Source organism: Clostridium sp. (genome assembly GCF_050717545.1).
Classification (GTDB): domain Bacteria; phylum Bacillota; class Clostridia; order Clostridiales; family Clostridiaceae; genus Clostridium_AD.
Genome location: NZ_JBOITN010000028.1, coordinates 84,304 through 106,583 on the forward strand (window position 1 = coordinate 84,304; position 22,280 = coordinate 106,583).

The window sequence follows — 22,280 nt, forward strand, 5'->3', positions numbered from 1 at the left end:
ATTTCACCTTACCTTAGCGCATTTTCTATTTTTTTAACTTTAATTTTTTAAAATATAATTCTATAAGCTATGTTATTATCAAAACTGCATTTATAAATTCTTAAATCATCTATATCTCCATCTATTTGTTGCCATTCATCCATCCAACTCATATCGCCTACCATGGATTCATCATTAGCAATAAGTAGACTTTCACCTAGTTCATCTTCAAATATGTAAATATAAACAAAATTCTGATTAGTATCTTCAAGTTCCATAAATATAGCATTAACTAAATTATTTTTATTATTGTATTCATTTTGAAAAATTCTATTTCTAAAACTATCAATCTCGATATCTATTTCTACTTTTATATCATTTGACCATAATTTTTTAATGTTTGTTTCAAGGCATAATGAAAATCTATTATCTTTCAATTTGTAAATTTCACTAATAATCTCATTTTGCTTAGCTAATTTCTCTATATATTCTAAAGCACCTTTTGGCCTCTTTATTTGCAAATATCCATATATAACTTGTAAATCATTCATAAAATCATGTCTTTGTTTTCTTAGTAAAATTATATCTTTATCTAAGTCATTCTTACCTAATTTGTCCTTATCTAATACATTTTCATGTAATCTATCTGTATCTAATTTAACCATTATATCCTCCAAAAGAGAATTTTAAAAAAGCACCCTTTAAGGGTGCCTTAAATTATTCAGCAATAGACATTTCTACTTCAACAGGATAAACGCTTGCTTTTTTCTTCATTTTTCCCATTCTTTCGAATTTTACAATTCCATCAATTTTAGCAAAAAGAGTGTCATCTCCACCTATTCCAACATTGTTTCCTGGATGAATTTTTGTTCCTCTTTGTCTTACTAAGATATTACCTGAAAGAACAAATTGTCCATCTGCACGTTTTGTTCCAAGTCTTTTAGAATCACTATCTCTACCATTTCTTGAGCTACCTACTCCTTTTTTATGAGCAAATAACTGAAGGTTCATAACTAACATAGTATTACACCTCCTCTATTTCTACTTTTATATATTTACCGTAAGTAATTTCTAAACTCTTAAGTCCAAGTATCATTGTTTCAAGTAAAACTTGACATCTTTCGATATCTTCTAGAATTTGATCTTCTAAATTTAAATTTAAAAACCCATCATCTATAACATACTTTACCTTAATTTTTAAAACTTCCTCAATTCCAATAACTGTAGTTTGAGAAATTGTTGAAATAGCACAACATATTAAATCTATATCCAACTGTTTTTCCTTAGGCAATGCATGACCTTTTATTTTAAAAGAAATTATTTTACCAGACCTGCGGACAAATTTAACTTTGACCATAATTAAGCCTGTATCTTCTCAATTTGAATCTTAGTATATGCTTGTCTGTGTCCTTGTTTCTTTCTGTAATCTAACTTTCTCTTAAACTTAAAAACTACTACTTTTTTAGCTTTTCCTTGTGCTAATACTTTAGCAACAACTGTAGCTCCTTCAACTAGAGGTTTCCCAACTACTAAACCATCTTCTTTTCCTACTGCAAGAATTTCATTAAATTCAACAGTTGTTTCAACTTCAGCATTCAATTTTTCAACGAATAAAACGTCTCCTTCTTGAATTCTGTATTGTTTTCCACCAGTAACTAAAACTGCGTACATAAAATACACCTCCTTGATCCAGTCTCGCCATCCCAGGTACATACTTTTATGTATATCTATTTTAAAAGCAAATATGTTTTATAACCTTGTGTGTGCGGCCTACAAAAGCCATTCTACCATATATTTATATGTTTGTAAAGCACATTTACCCATATATCTTAAATGCTAACAAATTCCTTATTTGGTTTGCAAAAATTAGCGATTCCACCTTGAATTTTTCTAAATGAGGAACATATTTTACATAAATTTTACTATCTAGAGCTCCTATTTGTTTAACAAATTCTAAAATGTCCAGAGCAATATCATTTTGGTAAATCTGATCAATTTCAATATAAATATCTTTTAGTCCCTGTTCTTCTTGCATCTTAGCTATTTCGTTTTTAATTAAAAACTCTATATACGATAATTTAACCCTAGTACTCTTTCCCAAACAATGTTTGCATGGTTCCTCAATAAACTCATATATAGACTTTCCTCGTCTACGCCTTGCAATTTGAACTAAATTAAGTTGCGTAAAAGGATAAATTACAGTCTTATTTTTATCATCTGCAAAACCTTCTCTTAAAGCATCTAATATTTTTCTTCTCACATCTAAGTCTTCAATATCTATAAAATCTATTATAATAATACCGCTTAGATTTCGAAGCCTTATTTGTCTTGTTATCTCTTTTGCAGCATCAATATTTGTACTCTGGGCAGTTTTTTGTAATGAATGACTTTTTACATTTTTACCAGAGTTAACATCAATTACATACATTGCCTCAGTTTTCTCAATTACAATATTCCCACCACATTTTAGTGATATTCTATGATTACGAAGACTTAGTATTTCCTTTTCTATTCCATAATAGCCCATAAGATTTCTACTTTCATTATGGAGTTCAACTTTCACATCAATATCAGACCTGCTTTGCGTATATTTTTTAGCATATGCAAAATCACTTTCATCATTTAATACTATATTCGATGTACTTTTATCTAATATATCTCGCAAAGTTCTGTTAAGTGCCCCAGCATCACTATATAGCAACATAGGATTTAATGAATATTTAGCACGATTAATAATATCTTTATATATTTCATATAAAGCGCTAACTTCATCATTTAGAATATCAATGCTCACATCAAAGGCGTTTGTCCTAATCATAACCCCTATATCTAAGGGTTTATGTAACGTACTTACCACCATGTCCTCAAATTTTTTATTGTTTATTTTTTTAGAAAAGCTGATGTCTTTGTTTATATTTACAACCACGGAGTACGTTCCTGGAATGCCAAAAGCACTAGTAACTTTAGCACCTTTTTTATTTATTTCTTCTTTTAAAACTTCAACAATGATTTCATCGCCTTTTCTTATCTTAGTATTATTAAATCGCGCGTCAATATACATATAACAATCTTTATTATGTCCAATATCTACAAAAGCACACTTAATTGCAGGAACAATATTTTTTACTACACCTTTATATATTTCCCCGGGAATAGGGCCACTATACTCCTGTTCTATAAAACATTCCTTTAATTTATTATTTTCTTTTATAGCTATCCTTAAAAATTCCTCTTGTCTTTCAATATATATCTCTTTCACTTTAACCTACTCCTATTGTACTATTTTTTGAAAAACTCACTAAGAGTAACTAACTTAGCCTCTTTAGTTGCATAAAGTTCTTCCCTGTTTATATCAACAAAAGACTCCTTATTAATAGACTCTATATTTTCACTCATGTAATCTGCTAGAAGTCTCGCTGACAAATTGTCACGACTTCCACAAGCAATAAGAGTGGATATATTAAATATAGAATTATCTACGGTATAATCAAACTCATACACCAATGGTTTTATGTTGACCATCTTTTCTCCACTTTTAGTCTTCTTAATAATATTCCACTCGTCCTTGCTACAAATACCCTTAATAGATATTAAAATATCCTCTTCATCAAAACATTTTAATTTAATTGTGTATTTTGCTGCATCAATAATTGCCATAGCTTGCGATGGCTTCTTTACGCCTTCTACTGGAATAACTTTTACTACATCTAAAATCTTGATTCCACGTGGTGTATTTTCATTCATCTTTACCATAATGTAGTTTTCCTCTAACTCTCTTACTAAAACTACATCCATATATTCTCCATTTGAATGTGCTCCCACTGACAATGGTTGCGCAATGGACACTGCCATATGAGGATTAAATCCTTTTGAATATTCTATTGGAAGCTCAGATCTCTTAATTACCTTTTGTAGTGTTCTCATCAGGTCTAGATGAGCAACAAATTTAATCTCACTATCTTTAGTATACTTAATTAAATAACGCAACCCTTAAAACACGTCCCTTCTTTAAAATTAACATTAACTCCACACTCCGTACATCCTAGCATACAATTTTGAGTTAATTCTACTTTTTTTGCTTTTTCATTCTCGGAAATTAAATACTCTTTATTAACACCAATATCTATGAAGTCCCATGGAAGTATTTCATCGTAACTTCGCTCACGATAAGCATAAAATTCTCCTGAAACGCCACATTCCTCCATTGCTTCTTTCCATATTTCAAAATTAAAATATTCAGACCAACCATCAAATTTTGCACCCTTTTCAAATGCCCTAATTATAACATCACAAACTCTTCTATCTCCTCTAGCAATTACTGCCTCTAAAAATGAAACTACAGATTCATGATAGTTATAAATAACTGCCTTACTTGTTATAGCATACTTAACAGCTTTTATTTTTTCCACTACCTCTTCCATTGTTGCTTGCGGTGCCCATTGAAATGGAGTAAATGGTTTTGGTACAAATATAGCGGAACTTGAAGTAACTCTTAGTCCCCTTTTACGCGTTTCCTTAGGTATTTTAAAGTACTCTGCTACAACTTTATCAGAAAGCTCTGCAATACCTCGTACATCATCCATAGTTTCATAAGGAAGACCAACCATGAAATAAAGCTTTATAGTTGACCAACCTGAAGCAAAAACACTGCTGGCAGCTTCTAATATTTCCTCCTCTGTAACTCCCTTATTTATAATGTCGCGCATTCTTTGGGTGCCAGCTTCTGGTGCAAAAGTTATACCAGTTTTTTTAACCTTTTGTATTTCCTTAATTAAATCCACAGAGAAAGAATTTATTCTAATTGATGGTAGCGATACACTCACATGGTCTTCCTTATGTTTTTCAATTAGCGTCGTTATAAGGTTTCGTATATCTGAATAATCACATATGCTTAAAGAACTTAAAGATATTTCTCTATATCCTGTACTTTTTAATAATTTATCAGCATCATCAATAAGAGTCGCTGTACTCTTTTCTCTAACTGGTCTATATATCATGCCTGCTTGGCAAAATCTGCATCCATTTGTACATCCTCTAAATGTCTCAAGTATTACCCTATCATGTACTATTTCAGTATACGGAACTACCATTTTTTCTGGAAAAGCAACTTCGTCAAGATTGACTACGAATCTTTTTCGAATTTTACTCGGAACATCATCATATTTAGGACTAAATTCGCGAATAGTGTTATCCTCATTGTAAGATACTTCATACAATGAGGGTACGTATACTCCTCTTATTTTGGATATTTCACGTAAAAACTCTTTTTTACGTCCCTTGAATTTTTTATAAACATCTAATACATCATTCATTATTTCTTCACCTTCACCAAGCTCAAAAAAATCCACTATATCGTGCAAAGGTTCAGGATTATATGCACATGGGCCCCCTGCCATAATTATAGGTTCATTTTCGCCCCTTTGTGAGGCTCTTATAGTAATGCCAGACATATCAAGCATGTTGAGTATATTGGTGTAGCTCATCTCATATTGCAGAGTAAAACCTAAAATATCAAATTTCTTAAGTGAATCTTTGCTCTCAAGTGCATATAGTTCTATGTCATTATCTCTCATTTGTTTTTCCATATCTGGCCATGGAGCAAACGCTCTTTCGCAATAAGTATCACTTCTTTCATTCAATACATGATAAAGTATTCTACTACCTAAATGTGACATTCCCACTTCATACACATCTGGAAAGCAAAAAGCAAATCTTATATCAATTTTGTCTATTTCTTTATAACAACAATTAAGTTCTCCACCTATGTATCTAGCAGGCTTTTCGACCTTAAATAAGATATCATCGCAAATTTTATTCATAAAAACCACTCCTCATTTTTTCCTCTAGGATAAATACCAATCATTGACGCTTTGACCATTTCATATAACACATTATTTTATTTTACCACATGAACATTAAATTTCAAAATTAAAAATATCTTAAAACACATTTCAAAGCTAAAGTACTTTATATAGGATATATTTTATATAATAGAAAAAAACTTCAGCTGGAATGTAATTCCCCTCCGAAGTCATTAGTAGTATGCCATATTAAATATTTAATCATTACTGATCGTGATGTAATCATTTTAAATTCCTTTTAATTTTTTAATATTAATGTACTCAATTAAACTTATATTACCATATGCTTTTATTGCCTCTATAATTTCTTCCTCATACAAAGTTTCAAGCACACTCATATTTTCATCGAGTATTGTAAACAAATTATACTTGTTTTTATCAATTATTCCAAGTACTGATAATAAATTTTTTTCACAAAAAATAGATATACTTCTATTTTCAACATATCCTCTTTTAATAAATCTATATTTCTTCTTAATAATATAACCCATAATCAAATATACTATCCTTTCCTTCTCTTTAACTGAAGATATTAAAATAAATATAGAAATTAGTCCTAAATTAAAATTGCTTTTATTTGCGGAAACACTTACAAAATAAATAAACATAAAAATACTTCCAAGGACCATACTAACTCTAATAGAAATTTGATTAGCTTTTCTATATATAGTTTTAATACTCAGAATATCTCGCAATACCCTACCTCCATCTAGAGGAAAAGCTGGTATTAGATTGAAAATGCCTAAAGCTAAATTTGTTTTATAAATCAAATGTAAATAAGGCATATTATAAGCCATAAATAAAATATAAAAAATAACTGCTATCAATAAATTAAACATTGGGCCCGCTAAAGAAATTATCAAGTCCTCCATAGCGCTTGCCTCATCTAAATCTTTTACCTTAAGTACAGCTCCAATTGGAAGTATTTCTATATCAAAACCCGAAAATCCTAAGATTCTAGCAGCTAAATAATGCATTAACTCGTGTAAAAATACAAAAATAAAGGCTATGACTATTTCTCCCTTAAACCCTAATATTATTAATAAAATAATGTATGGTATAAATAACTTACTTATTCTTATCAATTAATCCTCCAAGCCATTGCTAAGTTGCTAGAAATTACTAAAGTTGTCCAAAATTACTTGAATTATTTAAAATTAATATCCGAGTTATTTATTCCATTTACATTAGAAATTGAGTTTTTGACTTTTTCAAAAAAATTACCAGTAATAACTCCTACCTCATTAAATTTAATGTCCTTTACCTTGCCATATAATTCATTATAATTATATTGTTTATTTATTACCTCTTTAGAATAATTATAGGCATATTGCGTTTTTGGTGTAACTACTACTTTAAGAATTAAAACGACAATAAACAATACCAATATCCCTATTAACTCTCTAGTTAATCTTTTTATATAAAAATTTGATATTTTATTTTGTTTATTACTTTCACTATAAAAACTATTTGAGCCCCTTTGTTTTTTAGCTAAATTATTATAATAGCTTTGATATTGCGTATTATAATTACCCATACTTTGCCTCCCATACATTCTTTTACTATCTATATATATTAAATTTTCCTCCTTTATATTACCTATAATAATAAAATATATATATTAATCGTAAAAGAAGCACTGCATAATATGCAGTGCTTCCAGTGTGCTTTTAATACAAAATATTAATATTCACGATCTTTAAGACTTCTCATTAAAACTTCTGCGGTCCCTAAGTTAGTAGCAAGCGGAACACAATGCACATCACATAATCTAAGAAGTGCAGAAATATCTGGTTCATGAGGTTGAGGTGTAAGTGGATCTCTTAAGAAAATTATCATATCCATTTCACCTTGTGCAAGTTTAGCACCTATTTGCTGATCACCACCAAGTGGACCTGATAGAAATCTAGTAACATTAAGCCCAACTTGTTCATTAATTAATTTTCCCGTAGTTCCCGTTCCATACAACTCATGTTTTTCTAAAATATTCTTATAACGTTTTGTAAAATCAATTATATCATCCTTTTTTTTATCATGTGCTACTAATGCTATTCTCATTTTTTTATCCCCCTATGTAATCTTAAACATAATTATATTATTTAAAGTTATCATTTAAAAATTTATTTTTTTTCTTCTCATACCCACATTAAGCACTAGTCCTAGCGCTATAAAACTTGTTAAAAGTGAACTTCCACCATAACTCATAAATGGAAGTGTTATTCCTGTAATAGGCATAAGTCCCAATGTCATACCAATATTTTGCATTATTGAAAATAATAAATTAGATACAAATCCCACACATAATACAGTTCCAAAAATATCTTTAGATTCTTTTGCAATTTTTATTAACCTGTATATAAGCAGTCCATATAATAATAATAATACTAATGCACCAATAAGTCCCCATTCTTCAGCTAAAACCGAGAAAATAAAATCTGTATGATTTTCTGGAACAGAATTAAATTGTGTTCCATGTCCAAATCCTCTTCCAAAAATTCCACCAGACCCTATGGAAAGCTTTGACTGAGCAAGTTGAAGACCAGATCCTAATTTATTTTTCTCAGGGTCTAGAAAAGATGTGAGTCTACCTTTCCAATAAGTTTGCATAATTGGTGAATTCCATACGCCTACAACTAAGATTAAAATCGAAGCCATGCCGCCAAGTATAATTTTATAATTTAGTCCCATACAATATAATACTCCTAGTACTATAAAAAAGCTTACCATTGTCATACCCATATCCGGTTGAATAACAATTAAAATCATTGGAATTGCTGCATAAAACAATAACTCAATCAGATTCCTGGAATCATTAATTTTCCCATCCATTTCATCTAACTTCTTAGCAAGCATTATTATCATCCCAATTTTGGCAAATTCAGATGGTTGCATTCCTATACTTCCAAATCTTATCCAAGAATTTGCACCATTAGTAGCCTGCCCAGTAATTCTTCCAATTATTAGCAGTGCAATTCCTGCCCAATATATTATTACAGCATAATTTTCTATTAACATATAGTCAAATACTAAAAGAAGATACACAGTAATAAGACCTAATATCATAAATGCGATTTGCATTTTAGGGTAGTAAATTCCACTCGAACTTTTTTTTGCACTATAGATGTTTAAACATCCGTAAATAACAATAATAATTGCAAATATAATTGCACTATAATCTAGTTCTCGTAAAAGTTTTTTATTAAGTCTTAGGTTTTGTAAAAATTTCATGTTCTAACCTACCTCCATATGCGTGTTGCTTCGCAACCCGTACCAAATATGATTATATCATATTAAGAAGAAAAAACTATGTTTAACTTATTAATTATACATAGCTTTTGAAATACTATCTTTTTATTTTCCTTATTGGTATGTTAGCTATTAGTGCTGGTGAATTTCCTTCATATTCTTCCGTTGTTGTTAATCTAACTTCAATTTCTCCGGTTTCTACCTCAGCATATTTTGAAATTACTTTTAATATGTCAGCCTTAATAAGTTCTAAGAAATCAGGTGAAAAGTCTGCTCTATCATGTATTAAAATTAGTTTCAATCTATCACTTGCAATATCTTTCGAGAAAATTTTATTCGAAAACATTTTAAATAAATTCATTACTTTACCCTCCTATAATCCTTTAAATATTCTTTTTATAGAAGCGAAGAATCCTCTATCACTAGCTGATGATCCATCTAGTGTTGCGTAAGATACTTCGTCTCCCATTATTCGCCTTGCAATGTTTTTAAATGCCATACCGGCTAGTGACTTGTCATCTAGCACAATTGGTTCACCCTTATTGGTAGATATTGTGACCTTTCTATCATTTGGAACAACCCCTATTAATTTAATTGCCAAACATTCTATAATATCATCTACAGATAACATATCTCCATTTCTTGTCATTTCATAATCCATTCTGTTTATTATAACCTCATGCCTTTCAATACCTTTAGAATCTAATTTTCCTATAACTCTATCAGCATCTCTAACAGACGTGAGCTCTGGATTAACAACTATTATAGCCCTATCTGCTCCCACTATAGCATTTTCAAATCCTTGTTCAATACCTGCAGGGCAGTCTATAATAACATAATCAAACTCTTCCTTTAACTCATTTACAACTAAAAGCATGTCCTTTATATTTATATCATTTTTATCTCTTGTTTGGGCTGTTGGTAACAAATATAAGTTACTAAATCTTTTATCCTTTATTAATGCTTGTTTTAATCTACATCTTTTTTCAATAACATCTACTAATGTAAATACCACCCTATTCTCAAGTCCCATCAAAACGTCCAGGTTACGAAGTCCCGTATCTCCATCAATAACTACTACCTTTTTATCCATAGATGCAATAGCTGTTCCAATATTTGCTGTGGTAGTTGTTTTACCTACTCCACCCTTGCCCGATGTTATAACTATAGATTCTCCCATGTTGAATTCCTCCATTATATATATTTGTTCGCTAAATATGGTTCTACAATAATATTGCCATTTTTAATTTTTGCTACCTCAGGATATCGAGGTTTATCTTCGTCTTCTGGAGACCTCGTCACAATACTTCCAATCTGAAGTATCTGAGGTTCTAGCTTAACTGCCGCAATTATGGCTTTTTCATTACCATTTGTTCCTGCATGAACAATCCCTCTAAGCGTACCCATTACAATTATGTTTCCTGCTGCATATATTTCGGATCCTGGATTCACATCACCAATTATCACTACATTACCTGGATAATTTATGCTTTGTCCACTTCTTATGGTTTTTCTTAAAAATTTTGTTTTACCCTCATATATGCCATTAAATACTTTTGCAGATGATTCTTCAGTATTTTGGAAAATACAATCACTAATTAAAAATTCATCAAATAATATTTCCTTTAATTTCCTACTTTCTCGTTCATTTATGTATTTAAGTTCTGTAGTAATTTTAAGTGTGCTACCTTTATAAAATCGTCTTCCTTGCGCAAGCTTTTCAATTAAAGACTCTAACATATCATCAAAATCACTGAAATGATTCATATTTATAACTACATTTAATCCCTCTTTATTTCCCTTAACGATTATTTTATCTGCAACCATTTTTTTACCTCCTAGCTCTCCTCTGGGGTGAAAAGCAATTATTAATTGTTTTGCTCCATAATTGAACTTAAGGCACCTTCAAATTTTGAAAGTGACTAAACTACTATTTCAACATATTATATGTAAATTCCTGCTTAATTTCAATATAATTTTTTTTATTTTTACAATTAGCCAAAAATAACTAAATAAACTCTAACAAATAAATTTGCCAGAGTTTATTTAACATTCTTATTTATTTAGTATTTTAACATAAATACGCTTTACTAAAATTTCCAATTTGTCTTCATGTATTCCTTTTGAGAAAGTTTGTATGTAAATCTATACATAAAAAGACAGACTATTAAGTTATATATTCCTTGATAAAATATTGTCCCAATGTCTGTATATCGTTTTACCAAAAACAATAGACAAAATACTGATAACCCTTTTACAACACTTAATATAAAAGATGATATTATTGGCAAAAATGATTTTTCAATAAATATATTTTTACCAATATTAGCAGCTATTAAACATATAAGCATATTGCTTAAAGTATTAATTCCAAACCCATTAAAAAAATACAAATCTTGAAGTGCACCAGTAAAAATTCCAACTATTATTGCGTTTTTTGGTGAACTTACAATTGAATAACATATTGCAAATATAAATAATAAACTTGGATATGTGCCGAAAATCTTAAATAAAGGCATTAGAGTATTATCCAATATTAAAAATAGAATACATAAAAACACTATGGTTAATATTTTCTTCATAATACAGCTCCTAATATTTTACTTCACTTGTATTTTACTTCGCTTGTGTCTTTTGGCACTACTATAAAAACTTCTTCAATCTTTGAGAAGTTGACGTAAGGCTCTATTATAGCACTTTTCATTACCTTACTTTTATCCTCATGAACACTTAGTACCTTTCCTATTTGAATATCAGCAGGATAATTGCCTCCAAGACCCGATGTTAATATTACGTCACCTTTTTTTATATCCGAATCTAAAGACAGATTCTCTATTTGTGCCAGCAATTTATTGTTTTCATCTTTATACCCTTTAACAATACCATTATTGTCTCTCGAACTTTTAACAAGTGCTGCAACTGCAATATTTTCGTTAGATAAACAATAAACTATAGCAGAGTTATCACCAACAGATGTAACCTGACCTACAAGCCCATCCCCAGTCATAGCTATCATACCTTTTTTTATGCCTTTATTTTCACCCTTGTTGATTATAAATCCGTCCAAAAAGCTGGTTCCACTAATTCCTTTTATGTTAGCCCCAACATAATTGTATTCGTCTCTTTGCTCTGAAAAGTTTACAATTTTTCTTAACCTTACATTTTCTTTTATAGAGGTATCATAATCTAATGCCTTACTTTTATATTCGCTATTTTCTTTTTTAAGCTTTTCATTTTCTATCTTGACATCTGAAATATTTGTTATAAATTTTAAAGAATTTGTTATTTTATAAAAGCCGTTATAAAGTACACCCTGCACTGAATTTATTGTTACACCCACACCATTCTCCACGAAAGACATTTTTTCTCGATTAGCACTATACCCAATTAATGATAAAAAGGCAACTGACAGTATTATGATAACTACTGCCAGTTTGTTTTTTATAAATTTCATATTATCTTCTCTTACTCATAACGTCTATATTCCCGAGAGCTTTGCCTGCACCTATAGCAACACAATCAAGTGGGTTCTCAGATATATGCACTGGCATATGAGTTTCGCGGTTTATAAGTGAATCTATTCCTTTTAGAAGTGCTCCGCCTCCAGTTAACATAATACCTTTTTCCATTATATCTGATGCGAGCTCAGGTGGAGTTTTTTCAAGGGTTGTTATTATTGCTTCAATTATTGATTGAACTGGCTCACTTAGTGCTTCTCTTACTTCTTTTTGCGAAACTTCAATAACTTTTGGTAACCCAGTTATTAAATCTCTACCTGTTATTTCCATGCTCATTTCATCATCTTCTAGTACAAATACTGACCCAAGCTCCATTTTAATGTTTTCTGCCGTTCTCTCTCCAATCATTAGGCTGTGTTGTTTTTTAACAAATGCTATTATTGATTGATCAAACTCATCCCCTGCAACTCTTAGCGACTTGCATGTAACAATACCGCCTAATGATATTATTGCAACCTCTGTAGTTCCACCTCCGATATCAACTATCATGCTTCCAGTTGGCTCATCTACAGGAAGCCCAGCGCCAATTGCTGCTGCCATTGGTTCTTCCATTAGGTATGCATCCCTTGCACCTGCACTTTTAGTCGCTCCCTCGATTGCTCTTTTCTCAACTTCAGTTACCCCAGATGGATATCCAACTACAATTCTTGGACTTGTAAAACCTTTTGGACTAACTTTATTTATAAAGTGTCTAAGCATCTTTTCAGTAATATCAAAATCTGCAATCACACCATCTTTCATAGGACGAATTGCAATAATATTCCCAGGTGTTCTACCTATCATCTGCTTTGCTTCTTCACCAACAGCTAATACCTTATTAGTATTTATATTTATAGCTACAACCGAAGGTTCTCTTAGTACAATTCCTTTCCCCTTCAAGTAAATTAACGTATTTGCTGTTCCTAAATCTATTCCCATATCACGAGACGTTCCGAATATTCCCATTATAATTTCTCCTTTCGTATCTAAAGCATTCCTTTTTCTTTTAAACTCGTATAAGTACCATTACCAATAATTATATGATCAAGCACTTCTATTCCTAGTAATTTGCCACATTCTTTAAGTCTTATAGTGATATTTATATCTTCCTTGCTAGGAGTTGGATCTCCAGAAGGGTGATTGTGACAAATAACCACGGAAGCACTACACTTCTTAATCGCTTCGTAAAAAACTTCTCTTGGATGAACTATCGATGTATTTAAATTGCCTATAGATATATCTTTTATACTTATAATTACGTTTTTTGTATTTAGCATAATTAACTTTAGATATTCTTTTTTTAAGTATCTCATTTCTTCCATTAGATACTGTGCAATATCTTTTGGTGAAGTAATTTTATACTCTTCACCTGATTTAAAACTTCTAAATCTTTTTGAAATTTCTATAAGAGCTAAAAGTTGTGTTGCTTTGGCATTTCCAACACCCTTAAGCTGCATAAATTCTTCTGCACTTGAGCTGTAAAGTCCATTAAGACCGCCACACTCAGAAATTATTCTGCTGCAAAGATTTATGATATTTTCGTTTTTTGAGCCAATTCTAAGTATTATAGCCAATAATTCATTGTTGGATAAATTCTCAGCTCCATATCTTAATAATTTTTCTCTTGGTCTTTCATTTTGGGGTAAATCCATAATTTTATAAGTCATAACTATAAGCAACTCCTTTATAGATTGACCCCCATCTCCCTTAACATGTAATACAATTTGTTCACTGGTAGCCCCACAACACTATAATAGCAACCTCTTAATTCTTCAACAAATAAAGATGCTGCTCCTTGTATTCCATAAGCTCCAGCCATTCCACGCGCTTCTCCTGTTTCTATGTAATTATTTATTTCTTTTTCTGATAATTTTGAAAATTTCACATGTGTACAAACATATTCAGTACTAATTTCTTGAGTTACAGTATTTATTAAAGCAATCCCGGTATATACCTCATGCGTATTCCCACTTAAATCACTAAGCATTTTAAAAGCTTCAAGATTATCTTTAGGCTTCCCAAGCACTTTGCCTCGCAAGTAAACAATAGTATCGCACCCTATTATAATAGATGCTTTTTTTACGTTACTACTAATAGCCCAAGCTTTTCCTTTTGCTAAAGTCATAACATAATCTCCACAATTTCCAGAAAATATTATGTCACTCTCTTCAAAATCACTTGCCATTACCTTAAAATTACTAGTTATTCTTTTTAAAAGTTCAGCTCTTTGCTGCGATGCAGAAGCTAAAATTATATCCACTACATCACTCCTAATATTTCTTATATAATATTATTGCCAAAATAATACCTATTATAGACATAATATTAATATTAAAATTTATACCGAAATTTATTGCAAGCACTTTCAGATCTATAAGCATAGGATTACTCATCCCTATGGTAAAGGTACTCTTTAAAAATTTGAGTGCACCGATATTATTCCCCACTAGTTCCCCTATAAAACTTCCAGAAATAGCTCCTATCATTATAAAAAAAATAAAATACGGATTTCTTTTTTCTGCACTTTTCAATTTGTACCCCCCACTTTACTTATATATCTTATACATTTTAACATTTAATAAATTGTTGCACAAGTGTATAAAATTATTATTCAAAAAAAGTTAATAATTTAATTTCATGAAATTATTAAGGTAATATCTATTTTTTCAATACACAAAATGCAAATAGATTAAAATAATCTATTTGCATTTTTATGAATTTGAAGAATTCTATGTCATTTACCATCAATTTCAATCATAATTAAATTAATTTGAAAATTATTATAAAAAATAAAAGATTTTCTATGTTTTCACTAGTTTTTTTACAAAATTATAAATGTAAATATATCCCTCTTCTGTTTTTCCCTTTTCAATTTTCACAGGAAGTGCCGTTAAATATACTTTTAGCTCGTTCATATTACTATAATTCCCACTTTTTTCATCAGCACCTTTTAGCGTTAGCATCCACTTTTTAAGTGCATCGGTTGTATACGCTCCAGTGTTTTTCTCTGAAAGTTTGTTTAATATTTTTATGTCTGCACTTATAAGTTCATTGGTTAAAGCACTAGTTGAATCAGCAGCACTTAATTTATAATTAATTTTAGCAAAACTTATTTTTTTTGCGTTAAGTTCCTTAACCACGCTATCTATACCATCTTTTGGGTAAATACCCAATATAACTCTACTCATATTATTTTCCTCAATTATAAATGGTGTACCAAATTCCGTTAAGCTATTTTTTAGTAACACCGCGCTAGCTTTAACGCTAAAAACGCCACATTGCAAGGCTACATAATCTTTTACATTAGTGGTCGCCGTTTTAGAATCATCTACACTGTCATTTTCCAAACTTACTTTGGTACTATTTCCCTCGGCACTTGTTGCGTTATTAGGTAGTAGTTTAGAAAAAATCGTTCCCAACGCAATAGCTACTATTAATGTTAATGTAATAATAATTATAAAATTATTATTTCTTTTTTTAGGTGCCTTATAATTATATCTAGTATATCTCACTTTATCATCCCCTAACTTAATAGATCTCTATTTAGAATATTATTGCTAATAAAGACATTTTAGAATGAAAAATCAAAAATATATTATATTTGAGTCAAATTATTTTCTTTAATATTAACAGGTCCTTATTTTTGCTATCTATCTCTAAAAAGTTACTTGTGACCCTGCTTATTTTGAAATTATTATTTTTCCATAATTTTAGCATTTCATTATTATTAACTTTTTCAAAAGCATAGAAATTATACATCCCATAATTATTATATAAATGCCTTGAAAATTCATTAATGATTCTACTTGATACATCAGCCTCATGCATTCTAGGTTCTATCAAATAACACATAATCCAAACTTCATTGGGATTTTTAAACTCTATCCTGCCTTTTATAATTCCTACAAGTTCACCAGTAAATAGTACTTTAAGAAAAAATTCGCCTTCACTTACATAATATTCGAGATATCTTTCATAAAATTCATGAATATCATATTTTAGCCCATCATCTATGTTATGTACATATTGATTATTAATCCAATTTTTAATTTTAACCACATCTTCTTTTTCAACATTTACTATACTAATATCGTCAAACTTAATATCTATGTTAAACATGTTTACACCTCTTTATTTTTGCTCCTTCTAAAATTTTCTTCTTTTGTTACTATTAAATTATATCCTGCGGAGCTACAATATTAATACTCAGCCTTATAAGTAATTAGATTCTACGTTTGTTCTAAATTTCCTTCAATATTATAATTAAATAACCCCATAAGTTTATAGGGTTATTTAATAAATGCTTTGTGTATTTTTTTTATGTTGTTCACAGACTACTTTTTATTCATCTCTATGCATAAGTGATAATTTAACAATTCTTCTAACTATCTGTTTCACCTCTGTATATGGTATACCACATCTAGTCAAACGTTTAAATATTATTGGATTATATTTTTCAATTCTAAATACTATGGATTCGACATCATTATATTGACCCTGCACAGGTACTCTATTTTGATACTTATCTAGTTGCATGGAATCTTCACTCTCATATTCGTAGTCACTTTCAGTTTTCTCATCATAAATCGTTCCCATTGGATTAAAACCACTTTCAAACATTTCATTATCAAATTGACTCACTCTCGCCCATGGATCTACTGGTGCACTTTGATTCATCCCCCAACATGAGTTCCTCATACCGAAATTCGAATCCTGCCTACCCATTTCCATATTTGGCATCATATTCATTTGACCACATCCATACATCATAGGTTCTAGTGGAACCATATCATATTCATCCTCCATGTCTATATCTTCAATATTTCCATCCTCTAGCTTCATAATTGCCCTCCCTATTCTGATATTACTAATACATTATCAATTTATGCTAGAAGTCGTGTTTTGATACTAATTTTTACAAGTAAATATTAGAAAGGGACTGACCCTAAATGATTATAAAATCATTTTAAGAGACAACCCCTTTATAACTCTCGCTATTTATAATTCTAACTACTTTAATCCTCTTACCGGTTTTCTCATGTTACTGTCACCATTCATAATTACTGGATTGCTTTCTTTGCTCTTTTTATTCTTAATTGACTCATCCTGCTTATCATTAACATTAACATTTTTGTTTTTCATAAATAACACCTCTTTAAATGTTATTTTCCCCGTATTCCTTTTAAACATTCATATTTTTAATAATAAATCTAGCTAACTAAAAAAAGGCGTTCCCGCCTTTGCTTAATTATCCAAAAATAAAAATCTTTGGTGCGACAGACGGGACTTGAACCCGTATGGTCTCCCACACGTCCCTTAAACGTGCGCGTCTGCCATTCCGCCACTATCGCATATATGTTTTTTTACTACAAGGGATTAATCTCATAGTCATATGTATTTGCAACCCTTATGACTACAAGATTGATTATATATCAGTTTAATATAAATTGTCAATATTTTTATACACTATTGCTACTTAACTTGTAGATTATTTAACTTCTCACCATATATTTTCACATAAACATTATAATTTGTTTTAACTTTCTTAACATATTTATCTGTTTCTTCATAAGGTATTGTATTTAATGTTTTTCCATCACTTGAGTACTCTGCATTTTTAAGCCACTTTTGAACATTACCACGCCCTCCATTATAAGCTGCAAGTACCAAGTCTATATTACCATTAAATTCAGTATTTAAATTGTTAATGTACCAACATCCCATATCTACATTAATTTCCTTATCATGTAATTCTTCAACATTAAAATCTTTTAATTTCATACTTTCTGCAATCCAAGTTGCAGTATCAGGCATTATCTGCATAAGCCCATATGCCCCTCTATGAGAAGTGGCTTTTTCATCAAAATTGCTTTCTGCTCTTATTACAGCTATAACCAATGCAGGGTCTACATTATACTTCTCTGAATACTTGAATATCTGCTCTTCATATTTTACTGGGTAAAACATTTTAAAAATAGTTTTTATATTAATTAAAACAAGAGCCAAAATAACTATACATAAAACACTTATTACTTTTTTAAACATAATTTTCCACATCTAACCTTTCTAGTTGCGTAATAATTGAATCTAACTGTGACATTGTATTTTGAATACTTCCATCATTATCAATAATCAAATCAACAAACTTCTTTTTTTCATCCATTGGCATTTGAGCTCTTATTCTATCCATTGTTTCATCTAGGCTTAATTTATCCCTGTCCATGACCCTTTTTATTTGAACTTCTTTGCTCGCCCAAACTAATATAGTTATATCCATACTAGTTTGAAAATTGTTTTCTATTAAAGTAGGAGCATCTAAAAAACAAAGCCTTAAACTTTCATCCTCACATATTTTCATTCTATGATTTATTTCTCGTCTTATGTAAGGCATCATAATATTTTCAAGCTTTTTCCTTAAAATCTCACACTTAAATATATAATTTCCAAATTCTTTCCTATTAAGTTCTCCACTTTTATCAAAAAACTCACAACCGAATTCTTTTTTAATTGCGCTAACCATCTCAGGGTAGATTTCAAAAACCTCTCTTGCTACAATATCTGCATCAACTATAGGAAAACATTTTTCTTTTAACATATTTGTTATAGTGCTCTTTCCACTACCTATTCCACCAGTTATTCCAACCTTTAACATTTTCTTATCCTCCACTTTTATAGTTGATTTTAAAAATGTCAACACTAAGTTATTTAGCATCATACCAAGTTTCTCCAGTACTTATCTCTACCTCTAAAGGTACTAAAAGCTTAATAACATTTTCCATTTGATCCTTTACTAAATCCTCAACTTGCTTAAGTTCATCTTTATACACGTTTAATATTAGTTCATCGTGTACTTGCAAAATCAAGGTACTTTTAAGTCCCTCATCCTTTAATTTATCAAATACATTTAGCATAGCAAGTTTTATAATATCTGCTGCACTACCTTGTATAGGTGTGTTCATCGCAAGTCTTACCCCAAACGCCTTCACCATTTTATTTGTTGATACTATTTCAGGGATAAATCTACGCCTATTCAATATTGTAGTCACGCTACTGTTTTCCTCAGCTTGAGTTACTATATCTTTCATGTATTTTTTAACATTCGGATACCTTTCAAAATAGGTCTCTATATATGTTTTAGCTTCTTTCCTAGATATATTTAAATCCTTTGCCAAACTAAATTCTCCAATACCATATACTATTCCAAAGTTTACAGCTTTAGCATTACTTCTCATCTGCTTTGTAACCTCATCTATAGGAACGTTAAACACCTCAGATGCTGTTTTAGTATGAATATCACTATGCTCTATAAAAGCTTCAATTAAATTGTCATCCTTAGCTATATGAGCTAGTACTCTAAGTTCTATTTGTGAATAATCTGCAGACAAAATAACGCACTGATCATTATGTGGGATAAATACATGTCTTATAGCTCTGCCCATTTCATTTCTTATGGGTATATTTTGCAAATTAGGTTCTGTACTTGAGAGTCTTCCCGTTGTGGTGACTGTTTGTGTAAAGTTTGAATGTATTCTACAATCTGTATCAATAACCGCTTGTAGACCCTCAATATACGTAGAAAAAATCTTTGTGAGTCCTCTATACCTAGTAATTTCTGTGATAATGGGATGTTTATCTACTAGTGCCTCTAAAACTTCAGCATTAGTTGAATATCCTGTCTTTGTCTTCTTTATTACAGGTAAATCTAACTTTTCAAATAATATTTTCCCTAATTGCTTTGGAGATTTTATATTAAATTCTTCTCCAGCTAAATCAAAAATAGTGCTTTCCATTTCTTTTATATCGACTGCAAATTTAACGCCAAGTTCTGCTAGTTTATCTTTGTCAATTGTGAACCCTTCAGCCTCCATATATGAAATAGCTTCTGTTAAAGGCTGTTCAACCTTGTATAAAAGTTCTTCCATTTCATACTCTTTAATTTTCCCCTCTAATATCTCATAAAGTCTTTTTAGTAATGCTACTTTATTAATTTCTTTTTCAAATCCCTCTCCCTTAATACTAATTCTAAGATTAGTATCAATAAGAGTTTCTAGGCTATACTCTTTTTTAGCAGAGTCCAGCAAATAAGCTGCGAGCTCCGTATCAAATTGCATTCCATGCAATTTAATTCCCTTTTTATTAAGAGCAGTATAAGCACTTTTTACGTTATGAGTCACTTTTTTAATATCAGTGCTCTCAAATATTGCTTTTAAATTATTTATAGTTTTTTCTTCATTTTCTTCAAATAATTCATTAACCTTTACAATATAGTTTTTTTCCTTGTAATTAATATATATGTTATCTACACACATTTTAGAAAACACATTGGCAAAAGATATATCAAAAATTATATAAATAGTGTCCTTAATATCGCGAGTTATGGCCTCGAGGCCCTCTAACTTATCTATTACTTCAAAATCCGCAGAAAACACCTCCTCTGTGGAATTTTCATCATCTGCTATTTTATCTATCAAAGATTTAAATTGTAATCTATAAAACAAATCTTTTACAGCTCGCACATCGTAATTTTCTTTTGATTTAATTGACTCTAAATCTATTTCCATAGGAACACATGTAATAATAGTAGCTAATTTTTTACTAAAAATAGCCTGTTCACTGTAAGTTGTTAAATTCTCCACAAGTTTTTTGCCCTTAATTTTATTAATATTCATAAGAACATTTTCTATACTCTTATATTCTTTAATAAGCTTATAAGCAGTTTTTTCACCCACTCCTGGTACCCCTGGAATATTGTCTGAAGCATCTCCCATTAATCCTTTTACATCAATAAATTCTGAAGGAGTTACTCCAAATTCATCTATCATTCGTTTTCTATCATATATTTCTTTCTCAGACATTCCTTTTTTATTTATTACAACTTTAACATTATCTGTAGCAAGCTGAAGCGCATCTCGATCTCCTGTTACTATATAAACCTCAAGGCCTTCTTTTTCTGCAATTACAGATAATGTACCTATTAAATCATCTGCCTCGTAACCATCTAATTCAAAAATATCTATAGCCATTTTCTCTAAAAGTTCCCTAACTAGAGCGAACTGTCCTTGCAATTCATCAGGCATTTTTTTCCTGCCTGCCTTATATTCTGTGTATTCCTCATGACGAAATGTAGGTGCTCGCCTATCAAATGTTGTAACAATATAGTCTGGCTCAAATTCCTCTTTCATCTTTAAAAGCATAGATGTAAACCCATAAACTGCATTAGTATATATTCCATCCGAATTTGTTAAAGCTGGTAATGCATAAAAGGCTCTATACATAAGACTATGACCATCTAAAATTAAAAGTCTTTCTTTAGACATTGTAAATCCCTTCTTTCTGCTATGTTTATAATTTTATATTTAACGTTATGTTCTATTTTATAATATACTGGGTAATTAAAAATATCAACTTCCGTGTTACTTACATGTTGCCTTTTATTCTAACTTTTATGCCAGTCTAGGCTCTTTTATGAGACTTTCCCCATTTAAAAATTTTAGCATATTATATCCTTAATTTCTAGTAAAATTTACCCTTATTTTCATTTAAAAATGATTCTACTATATTATGCCCATATTACGACCTAAAAACTAACAAACCTTTTAAATAATTTTACAAGTAAAAAAGAACCATAAAATCTTAAAATATACACATTTATAATAAATATATATATTTCTATTGCATTAATTATAAATATATGGTA

General features: G+C 30.2%; 27 protein-coding genes and 1 tRNA gene. All 28 read right to left on the reverse strand.

The features are described 5' to 3' along the window. Positions 1 to 47: 47 nt before the first annotated feature. The 28 genes from ACREVX_RS06675 to polA all read right to left on the reverse strand — a co-directional run bounded on the left by ACREVX_RS06675 (position 48) and on the right by polA (position 21,900). Entirely contained in the window at positions 48 to 644 is a 597-nt protein-coding gene (locus tag ACREVX_RS06675; RefSeq protein ID WP_431543386.1) for a Spo0B domain-containing protein, read from the reverse strand. A gap of 52 nt (positions 645 to 696) precedes the next feature. After that, a complete protein-coding gene (gene rpmA / locus ACREVX_RS06680) occupies positions 697 to 999 on the reverse strand; it encodes a 50S ribosomal protein L27 (RefSeq protein WP_431543387.1) in 303 nt (100 codons plus the stop codon). 4 nt (positions 1,000 to 1,003) lie between these two features. Beyond that, complete coding sequence (locus ACREVX_RS06685) at positions 1,004 to 1,336, reverse strand: ribosomal-processing cysteine protease Prp (protein WP_431543388.1); 333 nt, start codon at positions 1,334 to 1,336, stop codon at positions 1,004 to 1,006. 2 nt (positions 1,337 to 1,338) lie between these two features. Then, positions 1,339 to 1,650, reverse strand: coding sequence for a 50S ribosomal protein L21 (gene rplU / locus ACREVX_RS06690; RefSeq protein WP_431543389.1), 312 nt, complete (start codon positions 1,648 to 1,650; stop codon positions 1,339 to 1,341). A 145-nt stretch (positions 1,651 to 1,795) separates the two neighbouring features. Then, positions 1,796 to 3,238 (reverse strand): ribonuclease E/G, encoded by a 1,443-nt coding sequence (locus ACREVX_RS06695; protein WP_431543390.1) that lies wholly within the window; start codon positions 3,236 to 3,238, stop codon positions 1,796 to 1,798. A 20-nt stretch (positions 3,239 to 3,258) separates the two neighbouring features. After that, on the reverse strand, positions 3,259 to 3,903 hold the full coding sequence (locus tag ACREVX_RS06700; RefSeq protein ID WP_431543391.1) for a TIGR03936 family radical SAM-associated protein: 645 nt from the start codon (positions 3,901 to 3,903) through the stop codon (positions 3,259 to 3,261). Positions 3,904 to 3,953: 50 nt separating this feature from the next. Continuing rightward, complete coding sequence (locus tag ACREVX_RS06705) at positions 3,954 to 5,798, reverse strand: TIGR03960 family B12-binding radical SAM protein (RefSeq protein WP_431543392.1); 1,845 nt, start codon at positions 5,796 to 5,798, stop codon at positions 3,954 to 3,956. 269 nt (positions 5,799 to 6,067) lie between these two features. Next, positions 6,068 to 6,925, reverse strand: coding sequence for a M50 family metallopeptidase (locus ACREVX_RS06710; RefSeq protein ID WP_431543393.1), 858 nt, complete (start codon positions 6,923 to 6,925; stop codon positions 6,068 to 6,070). Between the two features lie 62 nt (positions 6,926 to 6,987). After that, positions 6,988 to 7,377, reverse strand: coding sequence for a hypothetical protein (locus tag ACREVX_RS06715; protein WP_431543394.1), 390 nt, complete (start codon positions 7,375 to 7,377; stop codon positions 6,988 to 6,990). Between the two features lie 146 nt (positions 7,378 to 7,523). Next, positions 7,524 to 7,898 (reverse strand): methylglyoxal synthase, encoded by a 375-nt coding sequence (mgsA, locus tag ACREVX_RS06720; protein ID WP_431543395.1) that lies wholly within the window; start codon positions 7,896 to 7,898, stop codon positions 7,524 to 7,526. Positions 7,899 to 7,952: 54 nt separating this feature from the next. Continuing rightward, positions 7,953 to 9,068: a rod shape-determining protein RodA gene (rodA, locus tag ACREVX_RS06725; RefSeq protein ID WP_431543396.1), complete on the reverse strand. Its 1,116-nt coding sequence runs from the start codon at positions 9,066 to 9,068 to the stop codon at positions 7,953 to 7,955. A gap of 115 nt (positions 9,069 to 9,183) precedes the next feature. Then, positions 9,184 to 9,447 (reverse strand): cell division topological specificity factor MinE, encoded by a 264-nt coding sequence (gene minE, locus ACREVX_RS06730; protein WP_431543397.1) that lies wholly within the window; start codon positions 9,445 to 9,447, stop codon positions 9,184 to 9,186. A gap of 12 nt (positions 9,448 to 9,459) precedes the next feature. Further along, positions 9,460 to 10,266 (reverse strand): septum site-determining protein MinD, encoded by an 807-nt coding sequence (gene minD, locus ACREVX_RS06735; RefSeq protein ID WP_431543398.1) that lies wholly within the window; start codon positions 10,264 to 10,266, stop codon positions 9,460 to 9,462. Positions 10,267 to 10,280: 14 nt separating this feature from the next. Next, a complete protein-coding gene (gene minC / locus ACREVX_RS06740; protein ID WP_431543399.1) occupies positions 10,281 to 10,913 on the reverse strand; it encodes a septum site-determining protein MinC in 633 nt (210 codons plus the stop codon). Positions 10,914 to 11,176: 263 nt separating this feature from the next. Further along, the gene (gene mreD, locus ACREVX_RS06745) at positions 11,177 to 11,668 is read right to left on the reverse strand and encodes a rod shape-determining protein MreD (RefSeq protein ID WP_431543400.1); all 492 of its coding nucleotides are present in this window, start codon (positions 11,666 to 11,668) and stop codon (positions 11,177 to 11,179) included. 23 nt (positions 11,669 to 11,691) lie between these two features. Further along, on the reverse strand, positions 11,692 to 12,540 hold the full coding sequence (mreC, locus tag ACREVX_RS06750; RefSeq protein ID WP_431543401.1) for a rod shape-determining protein MreC: 849 nt from the start codon (positions 12,538 to 12,540) through the stop codon (positions 11,692 to 11,694). 1 nt (position 12,541) lies between these two features. Next, positions 12,542 to 13,549, reverse strand: a complete 1,008-nt coding sequence (locus ACREVX_RS06755; protein WP_431543402.1) for a rod shape-determining protein — start codon at positions 13,547 to 13,549, stop codon at positions 12,542 to 12,544. A gap of 20 nt (positions 13,550 to 13,569) precedes the next feature. Next, positions 13,570 to 14,250, reverse strand: a complete 681-nt coding sequence (gene radC / locus ACREVX_RS06760) for a RadC family protein (protein ID WP_431543403.1) — start codon at positions 14,248 to 14,250, stop codon at positions 13,570 to 13,572. A gap of 17 nt (positions 14,251 to 14,267) precedes the next feature. Then, a complete protein-coding gene (locus ACREVX_RS06765) occupies positions 14,268 to 14,843 on the reverse strand; it encodes a Maf-like protein (protein ID WP_431543404.1) in 576 nt (191 codons plus the stop codon). Between the two features lie 10 nt (positions 14,844 to 14,853). Beyond that, positions 14,854 to 15,114 (reverse strand): DUF4321 domain-containing protein, encoded by a 261-nt coding sequence (locus tag ACREVX_RS06770; RefSeq protein ID WP_431543405.1) that lies wholly within the window; start codon positions 15,112 to 15,114, stop codon positions 14,854 to 14,856. 270 nt (positions 15,115 to 15,384) lie between these two features. Then, the gene (locus ACREVX_RS06775) at positions 15,385 to 16,095 is read right to left on the reverse strand and encodes a hypothetical protein (protein ID WP_431543406.1); all 711 of its coding nucleotides are present in this window, start codon (positions 16,093 to 16,095) and stop codon (positions 15,385 to 15,387) included. 94 nt (positions 16,096 to 16,189) lie between these two features. Beyond that, positions 16,190 to 16,702, reverse strand: coding sequence for a GNAT family N-acetyltransferase (locus ACREVX_RS06780; RefSeq protein ID WP_431543407.1), 513 nt, complete (start codon positions 16,700 to 16,702; stop codon positions 16,190 to 16,192). A 222-nt stretch (positions 16,703 to 16,924) separates the two neighbouring features. Next, positions 16,925 to 17,425 (reverse strand): hypothetical protein, encoded by a 501-nt coding sequence (locus ACREVX_RS06785; RefSeq protein WP_431543408.1) that lies wholly within the window; start codon positions 17,423 to 17,425, stop codon positions 16,925 to 16,927. 168 nt (positions 17,426 to 17,593) lie between these two features. After that, a complete protein-coding gene (locus ACREVX_RS06790) occupies positions 17,594 to 17,725 on the reverse strand; it encodes a hypothetical protein (RefSeq protein ID WP_431543409.1) in 132 nt (43 codons plus the stop codon). Positions 17,726 to 17,852: 127 nt separating this feature from the next. Continuing rightward, positions 17,853 to 17,934, reverse strand: a tRNA-Leu gene (locus ACREVX_RS06795). Between the two features lie 121 nt (positions 17,935 to 18,055). After that, entirely contained in the window at positions 18,056 to 18,628 is a 573-nt protein-coding gene (locus tag ACREVX_RS06800; protein ID WP_431543410.1) for a lytic transglycosylase domain-containing protein, read from the reverse strand. Further along, positions 18,621 to 19,235 (reverse strand): dephospho-CoA kinase, encoded by a 615-nt coding sequence (gene coaE, locus ACREVX_RS06805; protein ID WP_431543411.1) that lies wholly within the window; start codon positions 19,233 to 19,235, stop codon positions 18,621 to 18,623. Before coaE ends, ACREVX_RS06800 begins: the two co-directional genes overlap by 8 nt. Positions 19,236 to 19,284: 49 nt before the next feature. Then, the gene (gene polA / locus ACREVX_RS06810; RefSeq protein WP_431543412.1) at positions 19,285 to 21,900 is read right to left on the reverse strand and encodes a DNA polymerase I; all 2,616 of its coding nucleotides are present in this window, start codon (positions 21,898 to 21,900) and stop codon (positions 19,285 to 19,287) included. Between the last annotated feature and the right edge of the window lie 380 nt (positions 21,901 to 22,280).

Coding starts and splice junctions, on each gene's coding strand:
- mreC (WP_431543401.1), bottom strand. CDS start 12,540: ATGAAATTTATAAAAAACAAACTGGCAGTAGTTATCATAATACTGTCA.
- ACREVX_RS06700 (WP_431543391.1), bottom strand. CDS start 3,903: ATGAGAACACTACAAAAGGTAATTAAGAGATCTGAGCTTCCAATAGAA.
- ACREVX_RS06715 (WP_431543394.1), bottom strand. CDS start 7,377: ATGGGTAATTATAATACGCAATATCAAAGCTATTATAATAATTTAGCT.
- minD (WP_431543398.1), bottom strand. CDS start 10,266: ATGGGAGAATCTATAGTTATAACATCGGGCAAGGGTGGAGTAGGTAAA.
- mgsA (WP_431543395.1), bottom strand. CDS start 7,898: ATGAGAATAGCATTAGTAGCACATGATAAAAAAAAGGATGATATAATT.
- ACREVX_RS06685 (WP_431543388.1), bottom strand. CDS start 1,336: ATGGTCAAAGTTAAATTTGTCCGCAGGTCTGGTAAAATAATTTCTTTT.
- minC (WP_431543399.1), bottom strand. CDS start 10,913: ATGGTTGCAGATAAAATAATCGTTAAGGGAAATAAAGAGGGATTAAAT.
- coaE (WP_431543411.1), bottom strand. CDS start 19,235: ATGTTAAAGGTTGGAATAACTGGTGGAATAGGTAGTGGAAAGAGCACT.
- ACREVX_RS06675 (WP_431543386.1), bottom strand. CDS start 644: ATGGTTAAATTAGATACAGATAGATTACATGAAAATGTATTAGATAAG.
- ACREVX_RS06800 (WP_431543410.1), bottom strand. CDS start 18,628: ATGTTTAAAAAAGTAATAAGTGTTTTATGTATAGTTATTTTGGCTCTT.
- ACREVX_RS06785 (WP_431543408.1), bottom strand. CDS start 17,425: ATGAAGCTAGAGGATGGAAATATTGAAGATATAGACATGGAGGATGAA.
- rplU (WP_431543389.1), bottom strand. CDS start 1,650: ATGTACGCAGTTTTAGTTACTGGTGGAAAACAATACAGAATTCAAGAA.
- minE (WP_431543397.1), bottom strand. CDS start 9,447: ATGAATTTATTTAAAATGTTTTCGAATAAAATTTTCTCGAAAGATATT.
- mreD (WP_431543400.1), bottom strand. CDS start 11,668: ATGAAGAAAATATTAACCATAGTGTTTTTATGTATTCTATTTTTAATA.
- rpmA (WP_431543387.1), bottom strand. CDS start 999: ATGTTAGTTATGAACCTTCAGTTATTTGCTCATAAAAAAGGAGTAGGT.
- ACREVX_RS06705 (WP_431543392.1), bottom strand. CDS start 5,798: ATGAATAAAATTTGCGATGATATCTTATTTAAGGTCGAAAAGCCTGCT.
- rodA (WP_431543396.1), bottom strand. CDS start 9,068: ATGAAATTTTTACAAAACCTAAGACTTAATAAAAAACTTTTACGAGAA.
- polA (WP_431543412.1), bottom strand. CDS start 21,900: ATGTCTAAAGAAAGACTTTTAATTTTAGATGGTCATAGTCTTATGTAT.
- ACREVX_RS06755 (WP_431543402.1), bottom strand. CDS start 13,549: ATGGGAATATTCGGAACGTCTCGTGATATGGGAATAGATTTAGGAACA.
- ACREVX_RS06790 (WP_431543409.1), bottom strand. CDS start 17,725: ATGAAAAACAAAAATGTTAATGTTAATGATAAGCAGGATGAGTCAATT.
- radC (WP_431543403.1), bottom strand. CDS start 14,250: ATGACTTATAAAATTATGGATTTACCCCAAAATGAAAGACCAAGAGAA.
- ACREVX_RS06780 (WP_431543407.1), bottom strand. CDS start 16,702: ATGTTTAACATAGATATTAAGTTTGACGATATTAGTATAGTAAATGTT.